The following is a 23,782-nucleotide window of genomic DNA, read 5'->3' as shown; positions in this document are numbered from 1 at the left end:
AGAAAATGAGCGAGTTAAGTGTAAATCATTTATTGGGAATAAAATATATCAACAAGAAAGATATTGACCTCATTTTTGAAACTGCCGATCATTTTAAAGAAGTTATCAATCGTCCCATAAAGAAAGTGCCATCACTTCGCGACATTACAATTGCCAACATATTTTTCGAAAACAGTACTCGAACCAAACTTTCCTTTGAACTAGCCCAAAAACGTTTATCAGCAGACGTGATTAGCTTTTCGGCAGCACAATCTTCTGTAAAAAAAGGAGAAACCTTGATTGATACCGTAAATAATATTCTTTCGATGAAAGTCGATATGGTGGTGATGCGACATTCCAGTCCTGGAGCAGCTCATTTTTTATCTCAAAATGTGAAAGCAAGTATTGTAAATGCTGGCGATGGCGCACACGAACATCCTACACAAGCTTTATTAGACAGTTATTCAATTCGTGAAAAACTGGGTGATGTAGGTGGAAAAAAAGTAGTAATTGTGGGTGATGTTTTGCATTCCAGAGTAGCACTTTCTAACATATATGCTTTGCAAATGCAAGGTGCCGAAGTGAAGGTTTGCGGACCCAAAACACTTATTCCGAGACATATTGAATCGCTTGGAGTTACGGTTGAACCGGATTTGCGTAAAGCCTTAGAATGGTGTGATGTAGCTAATATGCTTCGCGTGCAAAACGAAAGAATGGATGTTAATTTTTTTCCATCAACACGGGAATATGCTCAACAATACGGATTGGATAAAACCTTACTGGATTCATTGAATAAAGAAATCGTAATTATGCACCCCGGTCCAATCAATCGTGGGGTAGAAATCACATCGGATGTTGCCGATTCCAAACAATCGGTAATTTTGAACCAAGTTGAAAATGGAGTAGCTATCAGAATGGCTGTAATTTATTTATTGGCATCAAAAATTCAATAATTATTATTTCTCCATCCGTTTTCAAAGCACAAATTTTCTTTGTAAATTAGCCATATTATAAATTTTAGCGTCATGAAGGTAGAACAAAAAGGACATACTGTTATCCTAAAAGATACACAAGGTGATTTGGATTCATTTCGTTTGAAATTAAGCGACCAATATAAAACGTTCCAAAAAAGCAACATTGTTATTGATATTAGAATGTATAAAACGCTATCAGTGGAAGCAATTGAAAGCTTTTTGCCACTATCCAAAACACATAGAAAAGCCAAAAAATCATTTGTTGTAGTGACTTCGGAACCTGACTTTAATGTCGTTTCAGATAAACTAGCTGTGGTTCGCTCTTTGCAAGAAGCACACGATATTATCGAAATGGAAGAAATCGAGAGAGATTTGGGCTTTTAAGGTTTTAAGAGTTTAAGATGGTTTAAAGGTTTAAACTCTTAAACTTTTAAACCATATCAAACAATTTTAAACAAACTAAATTGAATCTAACCATACTCGGTTGTTATGCAGCCACACCACGCACTTTTACCAATCCCACTTCACAAGTCTTAGAAATCCGAAATCGGTTATTTCTAATCGATTGTGGCGAAGGAACTCAAGTGCAATTGCGCAAAAATAAAATCAAGTTTTCTAAAATCAATCAGGTATTTATTTCGCATTTACACGGCGACCACTTTTTTGGTTTGATTGGTTTGATTTCTACTTTTGCGTTGCTCAATAGAACCACTGATTTGCATGTTTATGGCCCCAAAGGAATCAAGGAAATTATCAATTTACAATTGCGTTTGTCTAATTCTTGGACTAAATACGGTTTGTTTTTCCACGAATTAGAATCCAAAGAAAGTGAAGTCATTTTTGAAGATGATAAGGTAATTGTAAAAACTATTCCTTTGAATCATCGAGTTTATACCAATGGGTTTTTGTTTCAAGAGAAAATTAGAGAGAGAAAATTGAATTTGGATGCCGTTCAAAACTATGAAATAGACAAATGTTATTACCAAAATATCAAAAATGGAAAAGACATCACATTGGATGATGGTCGCATAATCGAAAACCATAAATTGACTTTTGATCCCGTTCCACCTTTGAGTTATGCTTTTTGTTCTGACACGGCTTATGACGAAAGTATTATTCCTTATATAAAGGAAGTCGATGTTTTGTACCACGAATCAACATTTCTAGATTCTGAGGAAGCATTGGCTGGAAAAACGATGCACAGTACGGCAAAAGAAGCAGCGACCATAGCTTTGAAAGCCAAGGTTAAACAATTGGTTTTAGGGCATTATTCTACTCGATATGAAAATATTGAACTTTTTAAAGAACAAGCCGAAACCATTTTTCCGAACATCCTATTAGCCGATGATGGAAAATCATTTGAGTTTTGATAAAATAAAAGACCAATTGTGTTAGCACTCCATTTGTCACTCTGTTAGGGTGTCAACGCAAGAGTGAGCTAAATAATTTAGGCACTTCAAATGTGACAAATTACAAGAATAATACATTTGCTGTAAACTCTTTTATGAGAATAAGTTTGCTTATTTTTGCAACTAAAGAAATTAAACAATGGAAGACTTAAGTAATTATAGGAAATCATATGAAAAAAGCGAACTTTTGGAAACTAATATTCCCGAAGATCCAATCAATTTATTCAACAGATGGTTTCACGAAGTCGAGGATTTTGGAGGTGTCGATGAAGTCAATGCGATGACGGTTTCTACCCTTGGACTAGATGGTTTTCCGAAGTCGAGGGTGGTTCTTTTGAAGCAATTTACTTATGAAGGATTTATTTTTTATACCAATTATAATTCTGAAAAGGGTAGGGCTATTGCCAATAATCCTAATGTGTGTCTTTCTTTTTTCTGGTCATCACTCGAACGCCAGGTCATCATTAAAGGAGTAGCTGAGAAGATTTCTGAAAATCTTTCTGACGGTTATTTTGATTCCCGACCAACGGGAAGTAAATTGGGAGCTATAGTTTCGAATCAAAGTGAGATTATTGCCTCCCGTAGCGTTTTGGAAGATTCTTTAAAACAATTGGAAACCGATTTTGAAGGCAAAGAAATCCCAAGACCTTATTATTGGGGCGGCTTTTTAATTCGTCCTATAGCGGTTGAATTTTGGCAAGGTAGACCCAATCGACTTCACGACAGAATTCGGTATCAGCTGCAAGATGATTATTCTTGGCAAACAGATCGATTGGCACCTTAAGATTCAAATTTGAAATTCCTTCTTTCTATGTTTTAGAAATCAGTACAACTATTCATATTTGTAAGTTAATTACATAGTTATTAAAATATATTGTGTATTTAATCGGTTTTATTTGTATTTTAAACGATAATCGACGTATATTTACACCAAGAAATTAAAACAATATAACAAGGTTATTAAGAATTAAAACTTTTTGCCCCACAATCTACTTTAAAACTTAACCTACTATTTATAAAAAAATAATAATTTAGTTTTTGTTGTTAATTAGTTAAAAAAACAGCTTGTCCCCAAAGGCTGTTTTTTTTATGTAAAAGAATTCTCGTTTTTAATTTGAATCTCTCAAATTATTCTTAGATTTACCCAATAGATTAGGTCTTTTTAAATTAAACAACATTATTATGAATATTAAGAATAGGCTAACATTGATGAGCTTTCTTCAGTTTTTTGTTTGGGGAGCTTGGCTGATTACCATTGCAAATTTTTGGTTAGGAACTAAAAGTTGGGACGGAACGCAATTTGGTCTAGTTTTCGGAACAATGGGAATTGCATCATTATTTATGCCAACTTTAACTGGAATCGTTGCCGACAGATGGATGAATGCTGAAAAGCTCTATGGAATTTTACATATTTTATATGCTGCTGTTTTGTTTTGTTTGCCGCAAATTGCAACTCCAACCAATTTTATTTATGTGATGCTGTTGGCAATGTGTTTTTATATGCCAACAATTGCTTTGAGTAATTCTATTTCATTTACTGCACTCAAATTGAATAATAGAGACGTTATCAAAGATTATCCGCCCATTCGTGTTTGGGGTACTATTGGTTTTATTGTAGCTATGTGGATTACCAATTTAACAGGAAATAAAGCAACAGCTTATCAGTTTTATATTGCCGGAATTGCGGCACTTATTTTGGGTATTTACGCTTTTACATTGCCTAAATGTAAGCCCCAAAGGTTGACAAAAGAAAACGCTTCGTTAATGGAAACATTAGGTTTAGAATCTTTTAAGCTTTTTGCGAATTATAAAATGGCATTATTCTTTATTTTTTCTATGTTTTTGGGAGGAGCTTTGCAACTTACAAACGCCTATGGTGATGTTTTTTTGGATGAATTTAAAAATATTCCTGAATATGCAGATTCATTTGTGGTAAAATACTCGACCATAATAATGTCTATTTCTCAAATTTCTGAAACGCTGTTTATCCTGGCCATTCCTTTTTTCTTGAAACGATTTGGCATCAAACAAGTGATGTTAATATCTATGTTTGCTTGGGTATTACGTTTTGGTTTGTTTGCTTTTGGTAATCCAACAGATAGTTTATGGATGATTATTATGTCGTGTATTGTTTACGGAATGGCATTCGATTTCTTTAATATTTCAGGTTCACTATTTGTAGAGACGAATACTGATTCTAAAAACCGATCTTCTGCTCAAGGTTTATTTATGATGATGACCAATGGAGTGGGAGCTATTTTAGGGAGTTTTACTTCAGGTTGGGCAATAGATAAATTCTTTACCCACAATGGCGAAAGAGATTGGCATAGTATCTGGTTGAGTTTTGCAGGTTATGCTTTGGTAATAGCGATTGCTTTTGCAATATTGTTTAAACACAAACACAATCCTGAGGAAGTGGTGAATGTGAGTCATTAAGAAAAGAAAAGAAATTTTTTAAGAAATCCGACACTGTACAAATGTGTCGGATTTTTTATTTTATTACGCATTATTTTATAACAAACACAGATTAGCAAATTTTAGCTCATAAATTTGTTTTGGAAATCTATTGCACTATTATGACGACCAGCATCTTACTTTATAGAAAAATCAATATGTAATTTAAAATTTTCCCAACTCATTTTTCCCGGATTTTTGGGAAGTTATTTATTATCGTCTAAAGTATGAGGCACGGCAACGGTCAACTTCATTCCACATTTAGAACATTTATCGTTCAGATTACCTTGCACTTCAGGATGCATCGGACAAGAGTACGTTTTAGTATTCGTTTGCATCATTTTTGCATCATTTTCCATCATTGTAGAGTCATTGTGCATCATTGTGGAATCGTTATCCATCATATGCTGATTAGTAATTGTAGCCTCTTTATTTTTCTGGTTGCAAGAAACTATTAGCGCTGCCACTATTACAGTAGCCAAGATTTTATGTTTCATTTTTTTTAATTTTAGTTTTTTACATTTTACAGGCTTCTGCACATTTCTTGCACACATTTGCACATTTTTTGCAACATTCCATTTCGTGTTTACTGCATTCAAGGGCGCATTCTTCGCAACATTTTACACATAAAGAACAAAGTTCATCAGCAAATTTTGAGCCTCTGGCACACAAACGAGCGCAAAGTGCACAGATATCAGCGCAATCACGGCAAAGTTTGATACAGGCTTTGTGTCCCTCCATCGTTAAACAATCAGTTGCACATTTTTCACATTCTACCATGCAGGCCAAACAAGCTTCGATACTTACATTAACATTTTTCATACTATTTTTTTTAAATTACATATAAATTTGTGTTTCGTAAAATTAAATGAAAAGGAGTTTTTGATAGTTACACTATTACATCCTTAATTTGCAAAATTCCCATTAAAAATAATTAAAATAGAACAAGTTCGTTTTTTAAAACTTTTAAACTGGATTTAATAATTCAAATTAAATCCAAAACCAATACCCATATCGCTATCATAATGAGTCGTTATACCAAAATTTCTTTTGACAATATATTTTAAACCAGCCGCATATTCTTTGTCTGTATTCCACATTAGCCTCATTCTTACTCTTGTTGAAATTGGAATGTCTTTTCTTTCAAATTGGACTCTGAAATTTCCATCTGTAAATACTTCTGCTTGCGCTATAATCAGCATTGGCAAAGTATATTCGAGACCTGCACTAAATACAGCCCGATTGTCTTTAGAATTGGTTTGGTTAAATAAATTATTTTCGATTTCTCCTAAATTATTTTTTCTAGATCGTCAATCAAAACCAACGAACGGCATCAGCCACTGCATTTTGCCAATATATCGTCCAACGTGTGTTTCTATTTCATACCCGTGGTGATTATTGTAACCCAATCGCCATTCGGTGCCAATACTCCATCGAGTGTTTCCTAACATCGCCTCACCATCATTTCCGTTTGTGGCAAAATCATTTTCTGCCATGAAATGAAATTTTCTATCTTCTGCAAATAATTTTCGCTGCGCCAATTTCGGGTTGGGAATCTCAGGATTGGCAGGAGAATTTTCATAAGAGAAAATTCTTCCCATACCCGACATCATGTGATACAAAATATGACAATGAAAAAACCAATCTCCGCTTTCAGTAGCTGCAAATTCTAAAGTGTCGGTTTCCATCGGCATAATATCAATGGTATTCTTCAAAGGTGAATAATCGCCTTGCCCGTTGATAACCCTAAAATCGTGGCCATGCAAGTGCATTGGGTGTCGCATCATCGAATTATTGTAAATGATCATGCGTACGATTTCTCCTTTTTTAATCAGGATTTTATCGCTTTCAGAAATGACTTTGTTGTCCAGACTCCAAACATAACGATTCATATTTCCGGTAAGTTCAAACTTTAATTCTTTTACTGGCGATTGCTTTGGAAGATTTGTTTTGGAAGGCGATTTCAATAAAGCATAATTTAGGGTAGTAATATTGGAGGATTTAGCACTATCGTGATGTGCTTCGTTCATTTTCATAGTTCCCATTTTATCATCCGGTTTCATGGTATCACTTCCTGTAATTTCCGGATACATCACCGAATTCATGTCCATTTTATTGAGGCTCATTTTCATTCCACTATCCTCCAAATCTCCATTCATCTTCATCATAGAGTTCATCATTTTCATCCCTTCAAAATACTTTAACTTGGCTAAAGGAGTGGCAAATTTCTTAATGCCATCCCCTAAAAATAAAGAAGCAGATTTTGTACGGTCTTCCGAGGTCACTAAAAATTCGTAAGCAATTTTATCGTTTGGAATAGTTATAATGACATCATAGGTTTCGGCTACTGCAATGATTAATCGGTCTACTTCAACGGGTTCTACATCGTTGCCATCACTTGCCACAACAGTTATTTTCCCTCCTGCATACGTTAACCAAAAATAGGTTGATGCACCACCATTTGCAATTCGTAAACGAACTTTATCACCCGCTTTAAATTGTGATAATTGGCTTTCGTTTTTTCCGTTGATCAAAAATTTATCGTAATATATATCACTCACATCCATAGCGTTCATTCGCTTCCATTCATTAGTAAGCTTCGTTTTAAAATGTCCCCTTCTTAAAGCTTCTGCATAACTCTGGATTGATCCTTTTTGAATGGCGAACCAATCGGAAGCATTGTGCAGCATTCGATGTACATTGTTGGGATTCATATCGGTCCATTCACTCAAAATCAGGGGAACGGTGGGTATGGCAAGTTCTTCTCTTTTGTTCATAATAAAGGAACCGTACATTCCAATTTGTTCTTGTAATCCAGTATGACTGTGGTACCAATGCGTTCCGTGTTGAATAATTGGAAAGGTGTATAAATGAGTAGTATGGGGTTTGATGGGCATTTGGGTTAGATTGGGCACACCATCTTCTTTGTTGGGTAAAAACAATCCGTGCCAATGTAGGGAAGTATCTTCATTTAATTCATTGTGGACATAAATTTCAGCGGTATCACCTTCGGTAAAGGTCAATGTTGGCATGGGTATTTGTCCGTTTACTGCAATTGCTCTTGTAGGTTTACCTGTGAAATTTACGATGGTGTCTCGCACATACAAATCATAACGAACTGTTCTTGGTGGAGTTTTGTTTACAATGGTCTTCATTGAGTCTAAATTTGCTTTTGGCATATTCATATTACCCATATTATGAGTATTAGTCACAACATTGCTATCCGCTTTTTTAATTTCTGTGTCCGCCTTTTGATCAGAAGTCTTCTTTATGGATGTTGTCTTTTCATTCTGCTTCTTCACGGCAGATTTTTTCACTGCTTTCGGTTTTTCCTTGACTAAAGTCATCCCGCATTTGGGACAGTTTCCTGGCTTGTCTGCGTGAATTTCTGGGTGCATTGGGCAGGTGTATGTTGTGGATGGCGCCTTTTGAGTATTTTCATTTTTCTTCGTATCTATACTTTTTGCGTCCTGTGCTTGCGCAAAAGAGTATGTAACAAGAAGGAGTGCAACTGTTATTATTTTTTTCATTTTTAGGATACTTAAGTGTGGATTACTTATTTTATTTTTCTAAATCGGCAGACCAATACCAACATAAAAAGAAACAGTACAAGTATTAAAACAAACCAAAATGGGTGTATTCCCATGAAAGAATAATCTCCCATATGCATTTCTCCGTTACCGTTATTCAACATAATTATATACTTTTAGGGTTAACTTTTATCAGAAGGCCAATTTCGGGAATAAAATCAAGACTCATGTTGTATAATTATAGAAACAATTGTATAATTTACTGTTTTTGAAATGATTGTGTCTGTTTTAAAATACTATTTGATACGGGCTAAACTTCCGACAGTATTAAAAAAGAGCACAATCTAAAAGATCTAGCGAATGGAAGTCAATAGTAACTTTTATATAAAACAAAACCTCCTTTAAAGCTGATTTAAAGGAGGTTTTGTTTGTTATTGTTAGGGAACTATACTAATACCAATTCGCCTAAGGCTTCTTTACTAAAGCCAACAAGCTGATCCATTTTTCCTGATTTTATTTTAGTAACCCAATTTGGGTCGGATAGAAGAGGGCGTCCTACCGCTACTAAGTCAAAATCGCCACGGTCTAAACGTCTTGTCAGTTCATCCAAAGAAGTTGGTTGTGAACTTTCGCCTGCAAATGCTCCGAAGAAATCACTAGAAAGTCCTACAGAACCTACAGTAATAGTTGGTTTTCCTGTTATTTTTTTAGCCCAGCCTGCAAAGTTGAGATCGTTTTCTTCAAATTCAGGTTCCCAAAAACGGCGTTGAGAACAATGTAAAATATCTACACCTGCATCAACCAACGGGCTCAGCCAAGCTTCCATTTCTTGTGGTGTTTTTGCTAATTTGAAGTTGTAATCCGAGGGTTTAAACTGAGAAAGACGGATAATAATTGCAAAATCTTCGCCCACTTGTTTTCTAATTTCTTTGATAACTTCCACAGCAAAACGGGTACGATCAGCAAGGGTTTTTCCACCATAACTATCAGTACGAAGATTGGTGGCCTCCCAAAAAAATTGATCAATTAGATAATCGTGGGCGCCATGAATTTCAATACAATCAAAACCTAATCTTTTGGCATCGGCGGCTGCTTGTCCAAAAGCTAGTATTGTGTTTTCAATATCTTTTGTGGTCATTGTAGTTCCATTGCTGAAGCCTGGTCTATTTAATCCTGATGGTCCTTCAAAAGGTACGGGTGGAATCCAACCGGATTGGTGATTGTCCATAATTCCCATATGCCATATTTGTGGTCCCATTTTGCCGCCAGCGGTATGCACTTCATCAATTACTCTTTTCCATCCTATTAAGGCTTGATCGCCGTAGAAGTGGGGAACATTAGCATCATTGGAAGAGGATGGTCTATTGATAACGGTTCCTTCGGATAATAGTAAACCTACTTCTCCTTCGGCACGTTTTTGATAATAAGCGGCTACTTCATCAGTAGGAACTCCATTTGGAGAAAAAGAACGCGTCATTGGTGCCATTACAATTCTGTTTTTTAAATTTAGCGTCTTCAAGTTGAAAGGCGTAAATAAGCTATTTGTACTCATAGTATTTTATAAATTTGATTCAATTATTTTGCTTAATGCTGTAAATGCTTCTTCGTTGCGTTTGTAATATGTCCATTGTCCGACACGTTTAGATTCGATAAAACCCGCCCGCTGTAGAATGGATAAATATTCGGAAACTGTTGATTGGGTGAGTCCCGCTTTGGCTTGAATTTGTCCTACGCAAACACCATGCTCAAAACCCGAGTTGATTTGTTCTGGAAAATTGATTTCAGGTTCTTTTAACCATTCCAGCATTTGTAATCGAGACTTGTTTGATAATGCCTTAAATATTTCTATATAATCCATAGTGCAAATATATCGACTTTTTCCGATATATCTATATTAGAAAGAATATTTATGATAATTTTAAGAGAGGAGGGAGGAATTAATACCGTTTAAACATCAAATAAAAACCTTTTTTTAAAACAATTTAAAGGAGGTTTTTTGGATTGACTTAAATTTGTATAGGTTGTTTTTATGGACAGGGATTAGTTCACTTTGTTTCGGAAATAATCCAAGCTGTTAGTTTGTAAGTTGTTTACTGTACTTATATTATGACATTCGGCGGAACATTTGCGACAAGATTCTGCACATTTTATACAATGTTTTATGTGTATGTGTTTTCCACATTCATCCGCACAAGTGGTACAAATCTCTGCACATAAGGCGCAAAATTTATTCACAAAATCAATCGTGTGTTCGTCTGACCTTGCCATAAAAGCTGCAGCCATTCGACACATATCTACACAATAAAGATCCAGTTCAATACACTTGGCTTGCATTGCAGCATCGGATTCGTTTAAACATGCAGTTGCACAATGTTCGCACTCAGCAGCAGAGTCGTTGCAAGCATCAATACATACTTTAAATTTTTCGTGACTCATCTTTTCTTGATTTAGCGTTGCAAATGATTTTTTACAACTGCTCAAAGATGAACTGATTAATGACAATGAGTTTTGTACTTTTAGTGTATCGCACTTTAGTCCAAAACAAAAACAACACATTTTTGTTATGTTACTTTTAGAAAATACGTAAAGGCCTTTTTTAATCCGACACCAAGCTTTCTAAATAAGCAAGAATTCTGGAAATAACACCTCTTTTTTTAGACAAATAATCATCTTTTTTGGCAAGGCTTTCAAATTCCCGGAAGGTGGATACGATGAAACTGAAGAAGCAGATTACTACAATACTCGTAAATATTAATATATCTAAATTTTTCATTTACTTTTTTAATTTTAAGTTAAAGAAAATTAGTAATCCAACAATTGTTGGAGGCCATAACCCAATAAATATTGCTTTTTTAAAATCTCCTTCAACTAAATAGATGTATTCAGAAATGAAAATTAAACAAACTACAACAATTAATGTAAAAAGTTCTGATTTTTTGAATTTTGTAAACATAATTTTTTTTTATTTAAATAATTTCTTAACAGTTGTTAATCAATATGATTAACTATTTTTTGTAAATTTACATATTTATTTTAATTTACAACTGTTTAAAGTTATTTTATTTTACTTAAACAAAAAATATAATCTCCCAATAATATGAAAAACTCTATGTACGATTATTTTTTGTCTGAAAAAGTTAAAGAAAAAAGCGAAAAAATCATAATCTATGTCTCGATTGCAAGTTTTCTTTTGCACTTGCTATTGATAGGATTGGTAAACCTGAATATTATTACAATCAGTCATCACTCTAAATTATTGAGCAATCCTATCGCTGCAATATATACTCCATTTTCGTTTATTCTAATTTATGAGGTGTATTTGTTATTGTATTATTTACCAAAATCGACCTCGATCTATATTGGCAAACAATATGAAATAATTTCGTTGATTGTAATACGGCGAATTTTTAAAGATTTATCCAATTTAGAATTTTCTACAAACTGGTTTTCAATAAAAAGCGATATTTTATTCACCATTGATTTGGTTGCAATCCTATTGATGTTTTATTTAATCTATGTTTTTTACAGGGATATCAAAAGTAATAGTCAAATTGAAACTGAAATCATTAAGCCTGAAATCATAAAATTTATTTCCTTAAAAAAGGCAATAGCCACTTTTTTAGTTCCTGTTTTTTTAGCACTATCTGTTTATAGTCTTGGACATTGGTTGTATGAGAGTTTCTTTTCTGTGACTAAAATTGTGACTGATATTAAAGATATAAACAAAGTATTTTTTGATGATTTTTTCACGATACTAATTCTAGTCGATGTTCTTTTACTATTATTTTCTTTTTTACATTCCGATAAATTCAATAGTGTAATTAGAAATTCTGGGTTTATAATTTCAACTATTTTGATAAAACTATCCTTCAATACTGAAGGAATAATCAATATTGTTCTTATTATTTTAGCAATAGTTTTTGGAGTTGTTATTTTAAAAATTCATAATTTGTACGAAAGTGCTGAAAAATAACGACTACTGTGGTTTGTTTGCAGTACGAAATTTTGCCAGTATACTGTCGTAGAGGACTTGGTTTTTCATCTAAAGCGAATAGCGCGAGAAAGGAATTTTTCACATTCTTTCCATTAGTAGAGTTTTGTCGTCAAGTGTTTTTATTTTCCATTTTATATTTTGCAGTCCAATTCCGTTATTGATGGTAACAATTAAAACAGCTTCTGTTTTTGTCCAACTGCCTTTTAAATCAGAAAAAGTTAATGGTGGAGTGCCACACCAGCCTGAACTTCTTTCTATACATTGACTTTCTGCTAAAAATGACATTCCATACTCATCCGATTTCAGGGAATTGGCTCTCGTAAGGTGAATGTCTGTTCCTGTATAAACAGGATTGATCCAATGTCCTATTAATTTATTGGATTTATCAATTGGGATAGTTTAGTTTTGTGAACATCCCAGAGTGGTAACTAGTACTAATACTAGAATCGTTTTTAGTATTGTTTTCATGATTAAAATGTTTTAATTTATTCTTTATTTTATGCTTTTAGCTTTTGTTACAGTTGCCTATTATTTTGGTACGAAGTCGAGAGACTTCTTAAAGCTGATCTTCAAAGTCGGAGGCTTTACGGAGCGGGCTTCTTGTTAATGGAGACTTACAACTTTTGTAATTGTCCAGTTTTCATTTTCTTTTTTCCAAATGATAATAAATTTACTTGGTTTTGATTCTGCATCAGGTTCTTGATTATTATAGAATCTATGAAATCCGATTTCTACAGCACCGTAGTTGTGTATAGGATAAACTTCAATACTTCCAGGAATTATATATCGAGTTACTTTACCGCAAATATTATTTTTAGTTCCTATAATAATTTCAGACTTTGAATTTATTAATCCGGCTTTGTCGTGAAAAAATTCAATGGTATCGGAATAAATTGATTCTTGTTTTTTTAAATCGCAGCTATTGTAGGCATCAAAAAATACTTTATCCATTGATTCAATTTGGTCATAAAGAATTTTATCAGCAGGAACATATTCTCTTATTTTGTACTGCGCGTTCGCTGTAAAAGCAACTAATGCGATAAAAAGTACTGTGTAAAATTTATTTTTCAAGTTCATAGTATTATTTAACAAAAATAAATATTCTTACAACAAAAAAATTTTTTTTTCGGTATGTAGTATGTATGCGCCACTTTGTAAACCTAAATTTCATTCCGTTATTTTTACTTTATGCATTGATCGTTCAAGGCTACTGTATTCTTGAATGACATTTATCGTCACGATTGCTACTACTATTCCAGTAGCATTGGAGATGAGTTGAGCAATTGTACTCGTAGTCAATTCCTCAATTGTATCCGCTTTCATAGCATATTTAAAAGCAAATCGTCCAACAAACCAATCTATAATCCAAAATGTCCACCATAAACTCAACGAAGGTAAGGAAAGGTGCTAGCTTTTGTGCGCCTCATTTCTTTTTAAAAATAATCGGGTTTCCTAAAACAATTTTTTCATTATCTGATAAGGTCTGAATAGGTTTACAATTGGCATAAACCAGCAACCTGCAGCCCAACCGTCTGAATACGATAATCGATTCACTCTCAAATGAAGATTAAAATAGGCAAGCCTAAACCATTGAATAAAAGTAATAGCAGATAAAATAAAAACAACAATTTGAATGATACCAATGGCTTGTTCCCGATTGTCATTTGAAGTTACAGATTCTGCCGAAATTTCGCCTCCATTTTCGGTCATTTTCAGTAAATCATATTGAAAATGACTGGAAACTAATGAAATACAATTCATTGCCAAAGCAATCCAAATGAGGAAAATTGCATTTTGAGACCGCTGTTAGTTTGGTTTTAAATCTTGCACTTATATTTCGTAATTTTGGTATTTATGTAGATTGTTGTTTGCGCTCGTATGTGGGCACGGATTGCAAATCCGCGCTATAGGGGCACGGTTTGTAAATCCGCGCTATCGGGTTCTGACTAATTTTACTTGTGTAAGCAGCCACACGAAAGGATTCGTGCGGGAGCGGGGATTTAGAGTAAATGCAATACCTCCAAAAAACTAATTCATTCCTTATTGATTATTTTATTATGTCGGCAATTATTGGATTTGTTTGTGATTGTTGGCACGGTTTGTAAATCTGCGCTATCGGGTTCTGATTAATTTTACTTGTGTAAGTAGCCACACGAAAGGATTCGTGCAGGAGCGGGGGCACGGTTTGTAAATCCGCGCTCTCGGGTTCTGATTAATTTTACTTGTGTAAGCAGCCACACGAAAGGATTCGTGCGGGAGCGGGGGTTCTGATTAATTTTACTTGTGTAAGCAGCCACACGAAAGGATTCGTGCGGGAGCGGGGCACGCAACGAAACCCTAACTGTTGTGCCTAGTACCTTTCTAGATTTTCGAAAACCATTCTGCATTTACAGAAACCTCTTCAATTAGTTCAGTTTTAACTCCAAGATTAAATTCCTTTAATTTATCACATAATAATTCTCCGTCTATTAAGTCAATTGGAGGAGCGCCATCTCTTGTTGCTTCTTTAATTGCTTCTCTTGTAAAATTGCCTGTTGTGATAAAAAGACCTTTGTCAGCTCTTCCTTGCATTGCACCTCTGAAATCCCTAATGTCGCCAGAACCAACAGAACCTTTGTACCTTTTTGATTGGAAGAATACGTGAAAACTTAAAAATCCATTAAGTCTAACTATTCCTTTTCCATCAATTCCTCCATCTCCAGATTTACCAGTAACTTCTACTTGTACAAATCCGCTTTCTCTCAAAATTCTTTGGCAAAGTCTTTCAAAAGCTGAAGGTTCAATTTTTTGAATAATGGAAATTAAGTTCTCTTTCCAATCAATTTCGTTTTCAACTTCTTCTTCAATTTCGGACTCAATTTCCTTGTTAGTTTGTTTACTATCTAATTTTGGTTTTTTCGTCTCTTCTCTAACTTTTTTTAAAATTGTGTCAGAATCAAGTTTTGTAGTATCAATTTCATTGTCTATTAATGCCCAAACGCCTCGAGAAGAATTTTCAATTAAGCCATATTTTTTCAAATATGTTCTTGCCCAAGCTAATCTGTATTCAACTTTAGTTTGGACGCCACTTTCATCGTGTGGTATTTCCAAGATTTCTTCGTCATAACCAGTAACTTCATAAACCTTTTCATTGATTTCATCTATAGAACCTGAACCACCTAATAATTTTAGAGCTTCCAAAGTTGGAATCATCATTTTATCGTGAGTTGGTACTTTATCGTGTATTTTTTTTCTTCCCATTCGGTTTTTTTTTCTGGTATTAGGCACAACTACTATATAGGTATGATAAAATCAGACTTATCATCCTTAAATCGGGTCGCTTTGTCTAACAAATACTAGTGTTTAATTAAATTCAAAAATACATTTTTTCTAGCAAAATAATAAAATATTTATTTTTTATTTTAGCAAATAATGTGATTTTTAGTGATTTTTTTTCTTCTTAAAAATGATGGGGTTTGATAAATTGAACCTTTGTCAAAGTTTTAAACTTTGACAAAGGTGTTGAAATCCCAAAAGTCATAAATAGCCCTGATTACTTCACTTGACTTTTATTTTCATCGGAGTTCAGTGAACTTCGTTTGAAGCGGAAATCCTTGATATTGTGAGATTGCCGCGCAAGCTCGCAATGACAAGATTGCAACGAAAAGCGGGAGCAGAGCCCATAAACCCCCCAAAAAGTCCTGCTCCTAAAAATCAATAGATTATCTCCGGAGAATTGTTTTGCAGTTCAAAATAAAAGAATTACTTTTGCACACCTTTTGGTGAATAAGAGTTTCCTTTGGGTAAAAACTAATTATACAAACAACTTCTGTTGTTTTCTAGCACGTTATGAAACTCGAGAAAATGCAGAATACAAATTTTTAATCAGCATGTCTGAACAATTAAAATCACAAGAAGAGTTTTTAGCAAATTTTAACTGGCACAACTTTGAAGAAGGTATTGATGCCGTAGATGAGAAAAACTTATTAGAATTCGAAGACCTAGTTTCAAAAACTTTTATCGCGACAGATCAAGAAGAAGTAGTAGAAGGTATCGTTGTTAGAATTACAGATAGAGACGTTATCGTTGATATCAACGCAAAATCGGAAGGTGTTATTTCATTGAACGAATTCCGTTACAATCCAGCTTTAAAAGTAGGTGACAAAGTAGAAGTATTGATTGACATCCGTGAGGATAAAACAGGTCAGTTGGTATTATCGCACAGAAAAGCACGTACTATCAAATCATGGGATAGAGTTATTTCGGCTAACGAAACAGGAGAAATCGTTACTGGTTTTGTGAAATGCAGAACTAAAGGTGGTATGATCGTGGACGTTTTCGGAATTGAAGCTTTCCTTCCAGGTTCTCAAATTGATGTTAAGCCAATTAGAGACTACGATGTATATGTAAATAAAAACATGGAATTCAAAGTGGTAAAAATCAACCACGAATTCAAAAATGTTGTTGTATCTCACAAAGCGCTTATCGAAGCGGATATTGAAGTACAGAAAAAAGAAATCATTGGAAAATTACAAAAAGGACAAGTATTAGAAGGTGTTGTTAAAAACATTACTTCTTATGGTGTGTTTATTGACCTTGGTGGTGTTGATGGATTGATCCACATTACTGACCTTTCTTGGTCAAGAATCAACCATCCATCTGAAGTTCTTGAGTTAGATCAAGTTCTTAATGTGGTTATCCTTGATTTTGATGACGAGAAAACAAGAATCCAATTAGGATTGAAACAATTGAACGCTCACCCTTGGGATGCTTTGAACGCTGAACTTAAAATAGGTGACAAAGTAAAAGGTAAAGTTGTCGTTATCGCTGATTACGGTGCATTTATCGAAGTGGCTGAAGGTGTTGAAGGTTTGATCCACGTTTCTGAAATGTCATGGTCAACTCATTTACGTTCTGCTCAAGATTTCGTAAAAGTAGGTGATATTGTTGAAGCTCAAATCTTAACTTTAGATAGAGACGATCGTAAAATGTCATTGGGTATCAAACAATTGTCTCAAGATCCTTGGACTGATATCACCTCTAAATATCCTGTAGGTTCTAAACATTCAGGTATCGTTAGAAACTTTACAAACTTTGGAATTTTCGTAGAATTAGAAGAAGGTATCGACGGATTGATTTATATCTCTGACCTATCTTGGACTAAGAAAATCAAACACCCATCTGAATTTGTAAATGTTGGTGAGAAATTAGACGTAGTTGTATTAGAATTAGATGTTGACGGACGTAAATTATCTTTAGGTCACAAACAAACTACTGCTAATCCTTGGGATCAATACGAAGATTCATTCGCAGTGGGAACTATCCACTCAGGTGAAATCTCTGAAATTGTTGACAAAGGAGCTACTGTAGAATTTGGCGAAGATATCGTTGCTTTCATTCCTACACGTCACCTTGAAAAAGAAGACGGAAAGAAATTGAAAAAAGGCGAAACAGCTGAATTCAAAGTAATCGAATTCAACAAAGAATTCAAAAGAGTAGTAGCATCTCACACGGCTATTTTCCGTGAAGAAGAAGAAAAAGCAGTGAAAGCGGTTCAAGAAACAGTTTCTTCTAACACTAATTCACCAGCTTCGACTCTTGGAGATAACAATGATATTCTTGCTGGTTTGAAAGCCAAAATGGAAAAAAACGAGAAAAAGAAATAATCTTTTAATTGTTTTGATATAGAGAGTCCCACGCTAAAGCGTGGGACTTTTTTTTTGGCCACAGATTTCACTTCGCCAGTTCGCTGCGCTCGGGTCACGGATTTTATTTTGATAGTTTTACCTTTAGTTTTTGTTGTTATTATTTCTATTTGTTTTTGTACTTTTGTTTAAAATCAGATAATATGAAAGCTATAAAACAAATTATTGATATTGAAAATCATACGTTTACCGTTGTGCTTCCAAAAGATTTTACTGCAAAAAGAGTAGAAGTCATCATTTTGCCTTCTGATCCAGAGGATGATATTCCGCAATGGCAACAAGAAGAATCAGAACGTCGTTACAACGACTATTTGCAAAATCCTGAAATTGCGATTTTGAATGAGGATTTTATGAAGAAACTGGATGCTTTGTAATGAAGTATGAAATTATTTATTTGCCTTTAGTTTATGAAGACATAAAGGAAACAAACGACTTTTACAATTCAAGAGTAAAAGGACTTGGAAAAGAATTTGTAGCTTCTGTAAAACACGAGTTTAAAACTATTTTACAGAATACTTTACTTTTTGAAATTAAATATAAAAATACAAGAATTGCCTATACCAAGCGATTTCCATTTGGCATTCATTTTGAAATTCAAGAAAACACAAATCGTATTGTAGTAAAAGGAGTGTATCATACGTCAAGAAATTCAGAAATTTGGTATGAGAGATGATTTGTAAATAATAATTTAATTATTAGAATAAGAAAGTCCCGATTCTTCGGGACTTTTTTTTTGCCTCAGATTTTTACAGATTTTTTGATTGTGGAAATTTTTTTTTAAAGAATCAATACTTCTTTAGTTTATCTCTAGGGTTGATTATTATATCCACATTAGGAATCCAATTCATAATTTAGTAGAAAAAAAGAGAAGATATATTTTTAAATAAAAATGCCAACCCTATAATCAGGATTGGCAATTTACATTTTATAGAGATTTAATAGTCGGACTTAAATGACTTTATTTGCCTTATATGTTTACATAAAAGTTACCTCAAACTAGCACCCAATTCGGTTTCGAAATTCTTTTGTAATTTGTTCATAATTTTGTCAATTTGAACATCGGTCAGGGTTTTTGTATTGTCTTGAATGGTGAAACTTACCGCGTACGATTTCTTGCCTTCCGGAAGATTTTTGCCTTGGTACACATCAAATAAATTGATGTCTTTCAACAATGATTTTTCCGTTTGTCTGGCCAGATTGTAAATAGTGTCGAAAGAAACGTTTTCATCTAATAACAAAGACAAATCTCTGCGAACTTCGGGATATTTAGGAATTTCGGTGTACTTAATTTTATTCGAAAGTAGTTTCAAAATCAAAGCCCAATTGAAATCGGCAAATAAAACTTCTTGTTTGATATCAAAATGTTTCAGGATTGATTTTTTTACCACACCATATTCTACCAAAACATCATTTCCGAATCCGATAGCAATTCCTTCTGAAAAAACATCCGAAGTCATTGGTAGATTTTGTGTTTTTTTAATTCCCAATCGTTCCAAAACGGCATTCACATAGCCTTTGAATAAGAAAAAATCGGTTGGTTTTTGTGTATTCGTCCAACTTTCTTGATTTCTATTTCCGGTGATGAACATCGTCAAATGTTTGTGTTCTTCGTAACCGGATTCGAATTTATGATAGGATTTTCCGAATTCAAAGAATTTCAAATCCGAATTTCTACGGTTGATATTATACGATAAAGCTTCGAGCCCCGAGAATAACAAGGATTGACGCATTGCTGCCAAATCACTGCTTAATGGATTCAAAATGGTTACATTGTGTTCTTCTTTCAACATTTCCGACAATTGAACGTAAGAAGCGGTTGTCAATGAATTGGCCATCATTTCATTGAACCCTTGTGAATTCAATTGATTGGCTATTACATTTTGCACTTTATAATCTTCGGTTCTTGGCGCAATAGAAACCGTGGCATTCAGTTTTTCTGAAAATTTGATGTTGTTGTATCCATACACTCTGAGGATTTCTTCGATAACATCAATTTCTCTTTGTACATCGACGCGATAGGCCGGAATAACCAATCCTAATCCTGCATCAGAAACACTGTTAATTTTGATTTCTAAGGAAGCCAAAATATTTTTAATGATTTCCTTTGGCAATTCCTGACCAATAATTTTCTTCACATTATTGAAATTCAAAACCACAGGAAAGTCTTCAATTTTCTTTGGATACACATCGACAATATCGGAGGTGATTTCGCCACCAGCCACTTCCTGAATCAACAAAGCCGCGCGTTTCAAAGCGTATTCCGTAATAGTTGGATCAATTCCTCTTTCAAATCTAAAGGAAGCATCTGTATTTAATTGATGTCTTTTGGCACTTTTCCGAATGCTTATTGGATTAAAATAGGCACTTTCGAGGAAGATGGCAGTGGTAGTTTCAGAAACGCCCGAACTTTTTCCGCCAAAAACTCCAGCGATACACAAAGGACCGCTTTCGTCACAAATCATTAAATCTTCTTCGTGCAAACTTCTTTCTACATCATCAAGCGTTGTAAATTTTGTTCCCGAAGCCAGCGTTTTTACAATTATTTTTCCATTGATTTTTGAAGCGTCAAAAGCGTGAAGCGGTTGACCTAATTCGTGTAAAACGTAATTGGTAACATCGACAATATTGTTTTTTGGATTGATTCCAATGGCTTTTAAACGGTTTTGCAACCAAGCTGGTGATGGTTTTATAGTTATTCCAGAAATAGTAACTCCGCAGTATCTTGGAGCCAACAATGGTTTTTCGACGCTGACATCAATTTTCAGGATTCTTTTGTCGACTCTAAAATTACTCACCGACGGTGTAATGAATTTGACATTAACACCAGTTTGGGATAATCCAGCTCTTAAATCACGTGCTGTTCCCAAGTGACTCATTGCGTCTGCACGATTAGGTGTGAGTCCAATTTCGAAAACTTCGTCACTTTCAATCTTGAAAACACTAGCAGCCGATGTTCCAGGTTTTAATGCTTCGTCCAGAATCATAATTCCATCGTGACCTTCTCCAAGTCCTAATTCGTCTTCGGCACAAATCATTCCGTGACTTTCTTGTCCGCGAATTTTTCCTTTTTTGATTTGAAAAGAAACGCCTTCTTTGTCGTATAATGTGGTTCCAATAGTGGCAACGGGCACTTTTTGCCCCACAGCAACATTGGGAGCGCCACAAACAATTTGGACAGGAACGCCATCGCCTAAGTCCACTGTCGTAACTTTCAATCTATCAGCATCAGGATGTTGAACACAAGTAAGAACATGGCCAACAACAATGCCTTCTAAACCGCCTTTAACCGATTCATATTTATCGACCATTTCTACTTCAAGACCTAAATCAGTCAATAAAGCGGCAATTTCTTCGGACTTCCAATCTATTTTGATGAATTGTTTTAACCAGTTGTAAGATATTTTCATTTGAGAATTTTAATGAGAATGCAAATATAAGGATTGCAGTTTGGAGTAGAAAACAATTTATTTGGTTTTTTGAATAGAATTTGCTTATTCAAAATAAGAATTTGTTCAATTTCAAGCATAATTGCGACAAGAAAAATTAAATCAATTCCTCAATGTGTTTTTTGATGTTTTCTGCGATTTTTTTGGTTGGCAAATCGTTGTCATCTGTACCAAATGGGTCTTCGATTTCCTCGGCAATTAATTCTAAACTAGCCAATACATAGAAGATAAAAACAACTACTGGGATCACGAAATAGCCCAAAATAAACACATAGGCAAAAGGTAAAGTCAGTACATAAATAAAAATAAATTTTTTAATAAAAGCACTGTAAGAGTAGGGAATAGGTGTGTTTTTGATTCGTTCGCAAGCACCACAAATATCAGTAAAGGATTGTAATTCGGCATTGATAATGATAAGTTGGTCGCCGGTAATTTTTTTGGAAACATACAAATCATTCACTTTGTGAAAGAGCATTTTGGCCACTTGGTTCGGCCTGTGTTTGTGGTGGTCGATTTCCAAATCTACATCGTCAAACAATTGTTTAGCTGTATCGCTATCAGTCAAATGTTTCTGCAAGATGGAGGCATAACCTGGAATTATCTTCCTAAAATAGGTACGATCACTTTCGTCTTTTAAAATAACGGATAATTTAATGGCTAAATTCCGGCTGCTGTTGACCAATCCTCCCCATAGTCTTCGTCCTTCCCACCAGCGATCATAAGCTGTATTGGTTCGGTAGGCCAATAATAATGAAATCACGAATCCCAACATACTGTGCATTACAGAGATATTTTTGACGTAGCTGTCTTTGGGTAAATCCCAATAAACGATTTCTAAATAACCAATTGCTCCAGAATATATTCCAATAAAAATCATCATTGGAAATAACTTTCGAATTGTATCAGCTTTGCTAACCTGAAATATAAAACTAAACCATTCTTTTGGGTTATAAGAGGTCATAGGCTATTTTTTTTGGACAAAAATAAACTAAAAACTCATATTACCAGCTAATTCTTTTAAGGCAATTTCAGATAATTTTGCCTGAAATTGGGCATTGCTATAACGCACTTTGGCATTGATATAATTCAATTGTGCTGTTCTAAATTCTAATGTAGTAATGGTTCCAATTCGGAATTTGTCCACCGTGATTCTAAGATTTTGTTTGGCTATGGTTTCATTAATTTGTTCTAAATCTATTAGTTCCAAATTGGTTAAATAGGTTTGAAAAGCAGTGGATAATTCAGAATTCAGTAAAAGGCTTTGTTGTTCGATAGCAATTTTAGAATTTTCTATTTGAATTTTGGCAATTTTCTCATTACGATTTTGGGCGAAACCATCAAAAACATTCAAAGAAGCTCTAAACCCATAATTCAGTCCGCGAGCCGAAGATTCTGAGGTAAAACCCAAACTAGATTGGCTTTCGAAAAAATTATAACCTGAAGTCAAATTTAAAGTGGGATAACGTTCGCCTTTAATTTGTTTTAATTGCAATTCGGAAACTCTCTTATTGATGATTTCGGATTCCAATTGTGGGTTTTGCTTTTCTGCCAAAGCCATCAGTTCTGCCAATACTAATTTATCATCAACCGTAACTTCATCGACTACCTTAAAATCGACTTTGGGGTCTCTTGCTAGAATTTGGTTTAGGGCAATTTTTCGGTTGGCGTAGGATTCTTTTTGTCGCAACAGCGTTACTTTGTCGGTATTTAAATCTACTTGGGCATTCAAGACTTCCAGTTTGGAAGCTTTACCAATGTTAAACCGATTTTGTGCCAATGTCAAACGTTGGGTCGAAATCACAATAGTGGTATCCAATGCGGCCAATTGCTGTTGTTGTTGAACCAAATCAAAATATACCGCATTCACAGTACTTATTTTAAGAATTATGGTATGTTTTAATTGGGCTTCACCAAATTTTTGCAATTCTTTTAATTGATCTAATTTTGCAAACATTTTGAAACCATCAAAAACCGTCCAATTCAGTCCAACACCATAGTTCAAACTGTTGTTTTTTGCATTATCCAAGGCCGTAATCGTTCCGTCCTGTCTGGTTTGAGAACTGTTTTGAATGCTGTTAGCATCGACCAAGGTGGCCGTTAATTTGGGTAACATTCCGGCATTACCGACAGTTACATTGGTTTTGTTGATTGCCAAGTTATTAGAAGCCAATTTTATTTCAAAATTATTTTCCAAGGCTATTTTTAAGGCATTTTCGATAGTCAAAACTTCTTGAGCATTCATTTTTACAATGCAAAAGAAGAAAAGTAGTACACTGCGGAATAGAATTTTAGTATTCATATTTTGTTTTTCT

General features: G+C 34.4%; 21 protein-coding genes and 1 pseudogene. 9 read left to right on the top strand and 13 right to left on the bottom strand.

Translation table 11 applies throughout. From position 1 onward, the window contains the following. Nucleotides 1-5: 5 nt before the first annotated feature. From FNW17_RS13225 to FNW17_RS13205, 5 genes are all read left to right on the top strand, one after another. On the top strand, nt 6-932 hold the full coding sequence (locus tag FNW17_RS13225) for an aspartate carbamoyltransferase catalytic subunit (RefSeq protein ID WP_143391788.1): 927 nt from the start codon (nt 6-8) through the stop codon (nt 930-932). A gap of 72 nt (nt 933-1,004) precedes the next feature. Further along, entirely contained in the window at nt 1,005-1,337 is a 333-nt protein-coding gene (locus FNW17_RS13220) for a ribonuclease Z (protein WP_144071877.1), read from the top strand. 80 nt (nt 1,338-1,417) lie between these two features. Continuing rightward, nucleotides 1,418-2,323: a ribonuclease Z gene (locus FNW17_RS13215; RefSeq protein ID WP_144071876.1), complete on the top strand. Its 906-nt coding sequence runs from the start codon at nt 1,418-1,420 to the stop codon at nt 2,321-2,323. Nucleotides 2,324-2,501: 178 nt separating this feature from the next. Continuing rightward, nucleotides 2,502-3,146 carry a pyridoxamine 5'-phosphate oxidase gene (gene pdxH / locus FNW17_RS13210; protein WP_143391785.1) on the top strand — a complete coding sequence of 215 codons (645 nt, stop codon included), beginning with the start codon at nt 2,502-2,504 and terminating at the stop codon, nt 3,144-3,146. Nucleotides 3,147-3,544: 398 nt separating this feature from the next. Further along, nucleotides 3,545-4,798, top strand: coding sequence for a nucleoside permease (locus tag FNW17_RS13205; RefSeq protein WP_144071875.1), 1,254 nt, complete (start codon nt 3,545-3,547; stop codon nt 4,796-4,798). Nucleotides 4,799-5,022: 224 nt separating this feature from the next. Here the strand turns inward: FNW17_RS13205 and FNW17_RS13200 are convergent, their stop codons facing one another. The 6 genes from FNW17_RS13200 to FNW17_RS13175 form a co-directional block, all read right to left on the bottom strand. After that, entirely contained in the window at nt 5,023-5,313 is a 291-nt protein-coding gene (locus FNW17_RS13200) for a heavy metal-binding domain-containing protein (RefSeq protein ID WP_144071874.1), read from the bottom strand. Between the two features lie 480 nt (nt 5,314-5,793). Then, nucleotides 5,794-6,018: a hypothetical protein gene (locus FNW17_RS16805; RefSeq protein ID WP_394344378.1), complete on the bottom strand. Its 225-nt coding sequence runs from the start codon at nt 6,016-6,018 to the stop codon at nt 5,794-5,796. A 108-nt stretch (nt 6,019-6,126) separates the two neighbouring features. Further along, on the bottom strand, nt 6,127-8,346 hold the full coding sequence (locus tag FNW17_RS13190; protein ID WP_394344377.1) for a multicopper oxidase domain-containing protein: 2,220 nt from the start codon (nt 8,344-8,346) through the stop codon (nt 6,127-6,129). Between the two features lie 445 nt (nt 8,347-8,791). Next, a complete protein-coding gene (locus FNW17_RS13185) occupies nt 8,792-9,898 on the bottom strand; it encodes an NADH:flavin oxidoreductase (protein WP_143391780.1) in 1,107 nt (368 codons plus the stop codon). Nucleotides 9,899-9,904: 6 nt separating this feature from the next. Then, nucleotides 9,905-10,204 (bottom strand): ArsR/SmtB family transcription factor, encoded by a 300-nt coding sequence (locus FNW17_RS13180; protein ID WP_126563255.1) that lies wholly within the window; start codon nt 10,202-10,204, stop codon nt 9,905-9,907. Between the two features lie 182 nt (nt 10,205-10,386). Next, nucleotides 10,387-10,614 carry a four-helix bundle copper-binding protein gene (locus tag FNW17_RS13175; RefSeq protein ID WP_235893281.1) on the bottom strand — a complete coding sequence of 76 codons (228 nt, stop codon included), beginning with the start codon at nt 10,612-10,614 and terminating at the stop codon, nt 10,387-10,389. Nucleotides 10,615-11,443: 829 nt separating this feature from the next. Here FNW17_RS13175 and FNW17_RS13165 point away from each other — a divergent pair. After that, a complete protein-coding gene (locus FNW17_RS13165; RefSeq protein ID WP_144071872.1) occupies nt 11,444-12,319 on the top strand; it encodes a hypothetical protein in 876 nt (291 codons plus the stop codon). A 99-nt stretch (nt 12,320-12,418) separates the two neighbouring features. Here FNW17_RS13165 and FNW17_RS13160 read toward each other — a convergent pair whose 3' ends face one another. The 4 genes and pseudogenes from FNW17_RS13160 to FNW17_RS13140 all read right to left on the bottom strand — a co-directional run bounded on the left by FNW17_RS13160 (nt 12,419) and on the right by FNW17_RS13140 (nt 15,580). After that, nucleotides 12,419-12,625 (bottom strand): hypothetical protein, encoded by a 207-nt coding sequence (locus FNW17_RS13160; RefSeq protein WP_144071871.1) that lies wholly within the window; start codon nt 12,623-12,625, stop codon nt 12,419-12,421. A 318-nt stretch (nt 12,626-12,943) separates the two neighbouring features. Beyond that, nucleotides 12,944-13,417, bottom strand: a complete 474-nt coding sequence (locus FNW17_RS13155) for a nuclear transport factor 2 family protein (RefSeq protein WP_235893278.1) — start codon at nt 13,415-13,417, stop codon at nt 12,944-12,946. 90 nt (nt 13,418-13,507) lie between these two features. After that, nucleotides 13,508-14,050, bottom strand: a pseudogene (locus FNW17_RS16575) (DUF4328 domain-containing protein). 651 nt (nt 14,051-14,701) lie between these two features. Beyond that, the gene (locus tag FNW17_RS13140; protein ID WP_144071868.1) at nt 14,702-15,580 is read right to left on the bottom strand and encodes a restriction endonuclease; all 879 of its coding nucleotides are present in this window, start codon (nt 15,578-15,580) and stop codon (nt 14,702-14,704) included. 629 nt (nt 15,581-16,209) lie between these two features. On the opposite strand from FNW17_RS13140, the gene rpsA reads away from it, so the two are divergent. From rpsA to FNW17_RS13125, 3 genes are all read left to right on the top strand, one after another. Further along, nucleotides 16,210-17,985 (top strand): 30S ribosomal protein S1, encoded by a 1,776-nt coding sequence (rpsA, locus tag FNW17_RS13135; protein WP_143391958.1) that lies wholly within the window; start codon nt 16,210-16,212, stop codon nt 17,983-17,985. A gap of 182 nt (nt 17,986-18,167) precedes the next feature. Beyond that, the gene (locus FNW17_RS13130; protein WP_143391957.1) at nt 18,168-18,398 is read left to right on the top strand and encodes an addiction module protein; all 231 of its coding nucleotides are present in this window, start codon (nt 18,168-18,170) and stop codon (nt 18,396-18,398) included. Beyond that, entirely contained in the window at nt 18,398-18,697 is a 300-nt protein-coding gene (locus FNW17_RS13125) for a hypothetical protein (RefSeq protein ID WP_143391956.1), read from the top strand. Before FNW17_RS13130 ends, FNW17_RS13125 begins: the two co-directional genes overlap by 1 nt. 313 nt (nt 18,698-19,010) lie before the next feature. Here the strand turns inward: FNW17_RS13125 and pheT are convergent, their stop codons facing one another. From pheT to FNW17_RS13110, 3 genes are all read right to left on the bottom strand, one after another. Beyond that, complete coding sequence (gene pheT / locus FNW17_RS13120; RefSeq protein ID WP_144071867.1) at nt 19,011-21,431, bottom strand: phenylalanine--tRNA ligase subunit beta; 2,421 nt, start codon at nt 21,429-21,431, stop codon at nt 19,011-19,013. A 136-nt stretch (nt 21,432-21,567) separates the two neighbouring features. Continuing rightward, nucleotides 21,568-22,431, bottom strand: coding sequence for a bestrophin family protein (locus FNW17_RS13115; RefSeq protein WP_144071866.1), 864 nt, complete (start codon nt 22,429-22,431; stop codon nt 21,568-21,570). A 27-nt stretch (nt 22,432-22,458) separates the two neighbouring features. Beyond that, nucleotides 22,459-23,769, bottom strand: a complete 1,311-nt coding sequence (locus tag FNW17_RS13110; protein ID WP_144071865.1) for a TolC family protein — start codon at nt 23,767-23,769, stop codon at nt 22,459-22,461. Nucleotides 23,770-23,782 lie beyond the last annotated feature (13 nt).

Origin of the sequence: Flavobacterium franklandianum (assembly GCF_007097365.1) — a bacterium.
GTDB lineage: Bacteria > Bacteroidota > Bacteroidia > Flavobacteriales > Flavobacteriaceae > Flavobacterium > Flavobacterium franklandianum.
This window is presented reverse-complemented; position numbering and strand designations above follow the sequence as displayed.

What these genes read in the sequence shown, in the direction of transcription:
- FNW17_RS13225 (WP_143391788.1), top strand. Translation starts at nt 6, where the DNA reads ATGAGCGAGTTAAGTGTAAATCATTTATTGGGAATAAAATATATCAAC.
- FNW17_RS13220 (WP_144071877.1), top strand. Translation starts at nt 1,005, where the DNA reads ATGAAGGTAGAACAAAAAGGACATACTGTTATCCTAAAAGATACACAA.
- pdxH (WP_143391785.1), top strand. Translation starts at nt 2,502, where the DNA reads ATGGAAGACTTAAGTAATTATAGGAAATCATATGAAAAAAGCGAACTT.
- FNW17_RS13205 (WP_144071875.1), top strand. Translation starts at nt 3,545, where the DNA reads ATGAATATTAAGAATAGGCTAACATTGATGAGCTTTCTTCAGTTTTTT.
- FNW17_RS13200 (WP_144071874.1), bottom strand. Translation starts at nt 5,313, where the DNA reads ATGAAACATAAAATCTTGGCTACTGTAATAGTGGCAGCGCTAATAGTT.
- FNW17_RS16805 (WP_394344378.1), bottom strand. Translation starts at nt 6,018, where the DNA reads ATGCTGATTATAGCGCAAGCAGAAGTATTTACAGATGGAAATTTCAGA.
- FNW17_RS13190 (WP_394344377.1), bottom strand. Translation starts at nt 8,346, where the DNA reads ATGAAAAAAATAATAACAGTTGCACTCCTTCTTGTTACATACTCTTTT.
- FNW17_RS13185 (WP_143391780.1), bottom strand. Translation starts at nt 9,898, where the DNA reads ATGAGTACAAATAGCTTATTTACGCCTTTCAACTTGAAGACGCTAAAT.
- FNW17_RS13180 (WP_126563255.1), bottom strand. Translation starts at nt 10,204, where the DNA reads ATGGATTATATAGAAATATTTAAGGCATTATCAAACAAGTCTCGATTA.
- FNW17_RS13175 (WP_235893281.1), bottom strand. Translation starts at nt 10,614, where the DNA reads ATGGCAAGGTCAGACGAACACACGATTGATTTTGTGAATAAATTTTGC.
- FNW17_RS13165 (WP_144071872.1), top strand. Translation starts at nt 11,444, where the DNA reads ATGAAAAACTCTATGTACGATTATTTTTTGTCTGAAAAAGTTAAAGAA.
- FNW17_RS13160 (WP_144071871.1), bottom strand. Translation starts at nt 12,625, where the DNA reads ATGTCATTTTTAGCAGAAAGTCAATGTATAGAAAGAAGTTCAGGCTGG.
- FNW17_RS13155 (WP_235893278.1), bottom strand. Translation starts at nt 13,417, where the DNA reads ATGAACTTGAAAAATAAATTTTACACAGTACTTTTTATCGCATTAGTT.
- FNW17_RS13140 (WP_144071868.1), bottom strand. Translation starts at nt 15,580, where the DNA reads ATGGGAAGAAAAAAAATACACGATAAAGTACCAACTCACGATAAAATG.
- rpsA (WP_143391958.1), top strand. Translation starts at nt 16,210, where the DNA reads ATGTCTGAACAATTAAAATCACAAGAAGAGTTTTTAGCAAATTTTAAC.
- FNW17_RS13130 (WP_143391957.1), top strand. Translation starts at nt 18,168, where the DNA reads ATGAAAGCTATAAAACAAATTATTGATATTGAAAATCATACGTTTACC.
- FNW17_RS13125 (WP_143391956.1), top strand. Translation starts at nt 18,398, where the DNA reads ATGAAGTATGAAATTATTTATTTGCCTTTAGTTTATGAAGACATAAAG.
- pheT (WP_144071867.1), bottom strand. Translation starts at nt 21,431, where the DNA reads ATGAAAATATCTTACAACTGGTTAAAACAATTCATCAAAATAGATTGG.
- FNW17_RS13115 (WP_144071866.1), bottom strand. Translation starts at nt 22,431, where the DNA reads ATGACCTCTTATAACCCAAAAGAATGGTTTAGTTTTATATTTCAGGTT.
- FNW17_RS13110 (WP_144071865.1), bottom strand. Translation starts at nt 23,769, where the DNA reads ATGAATACTAAAATTCTATTCCGCAGTGTACTACTTTTCTTCTTTTGC.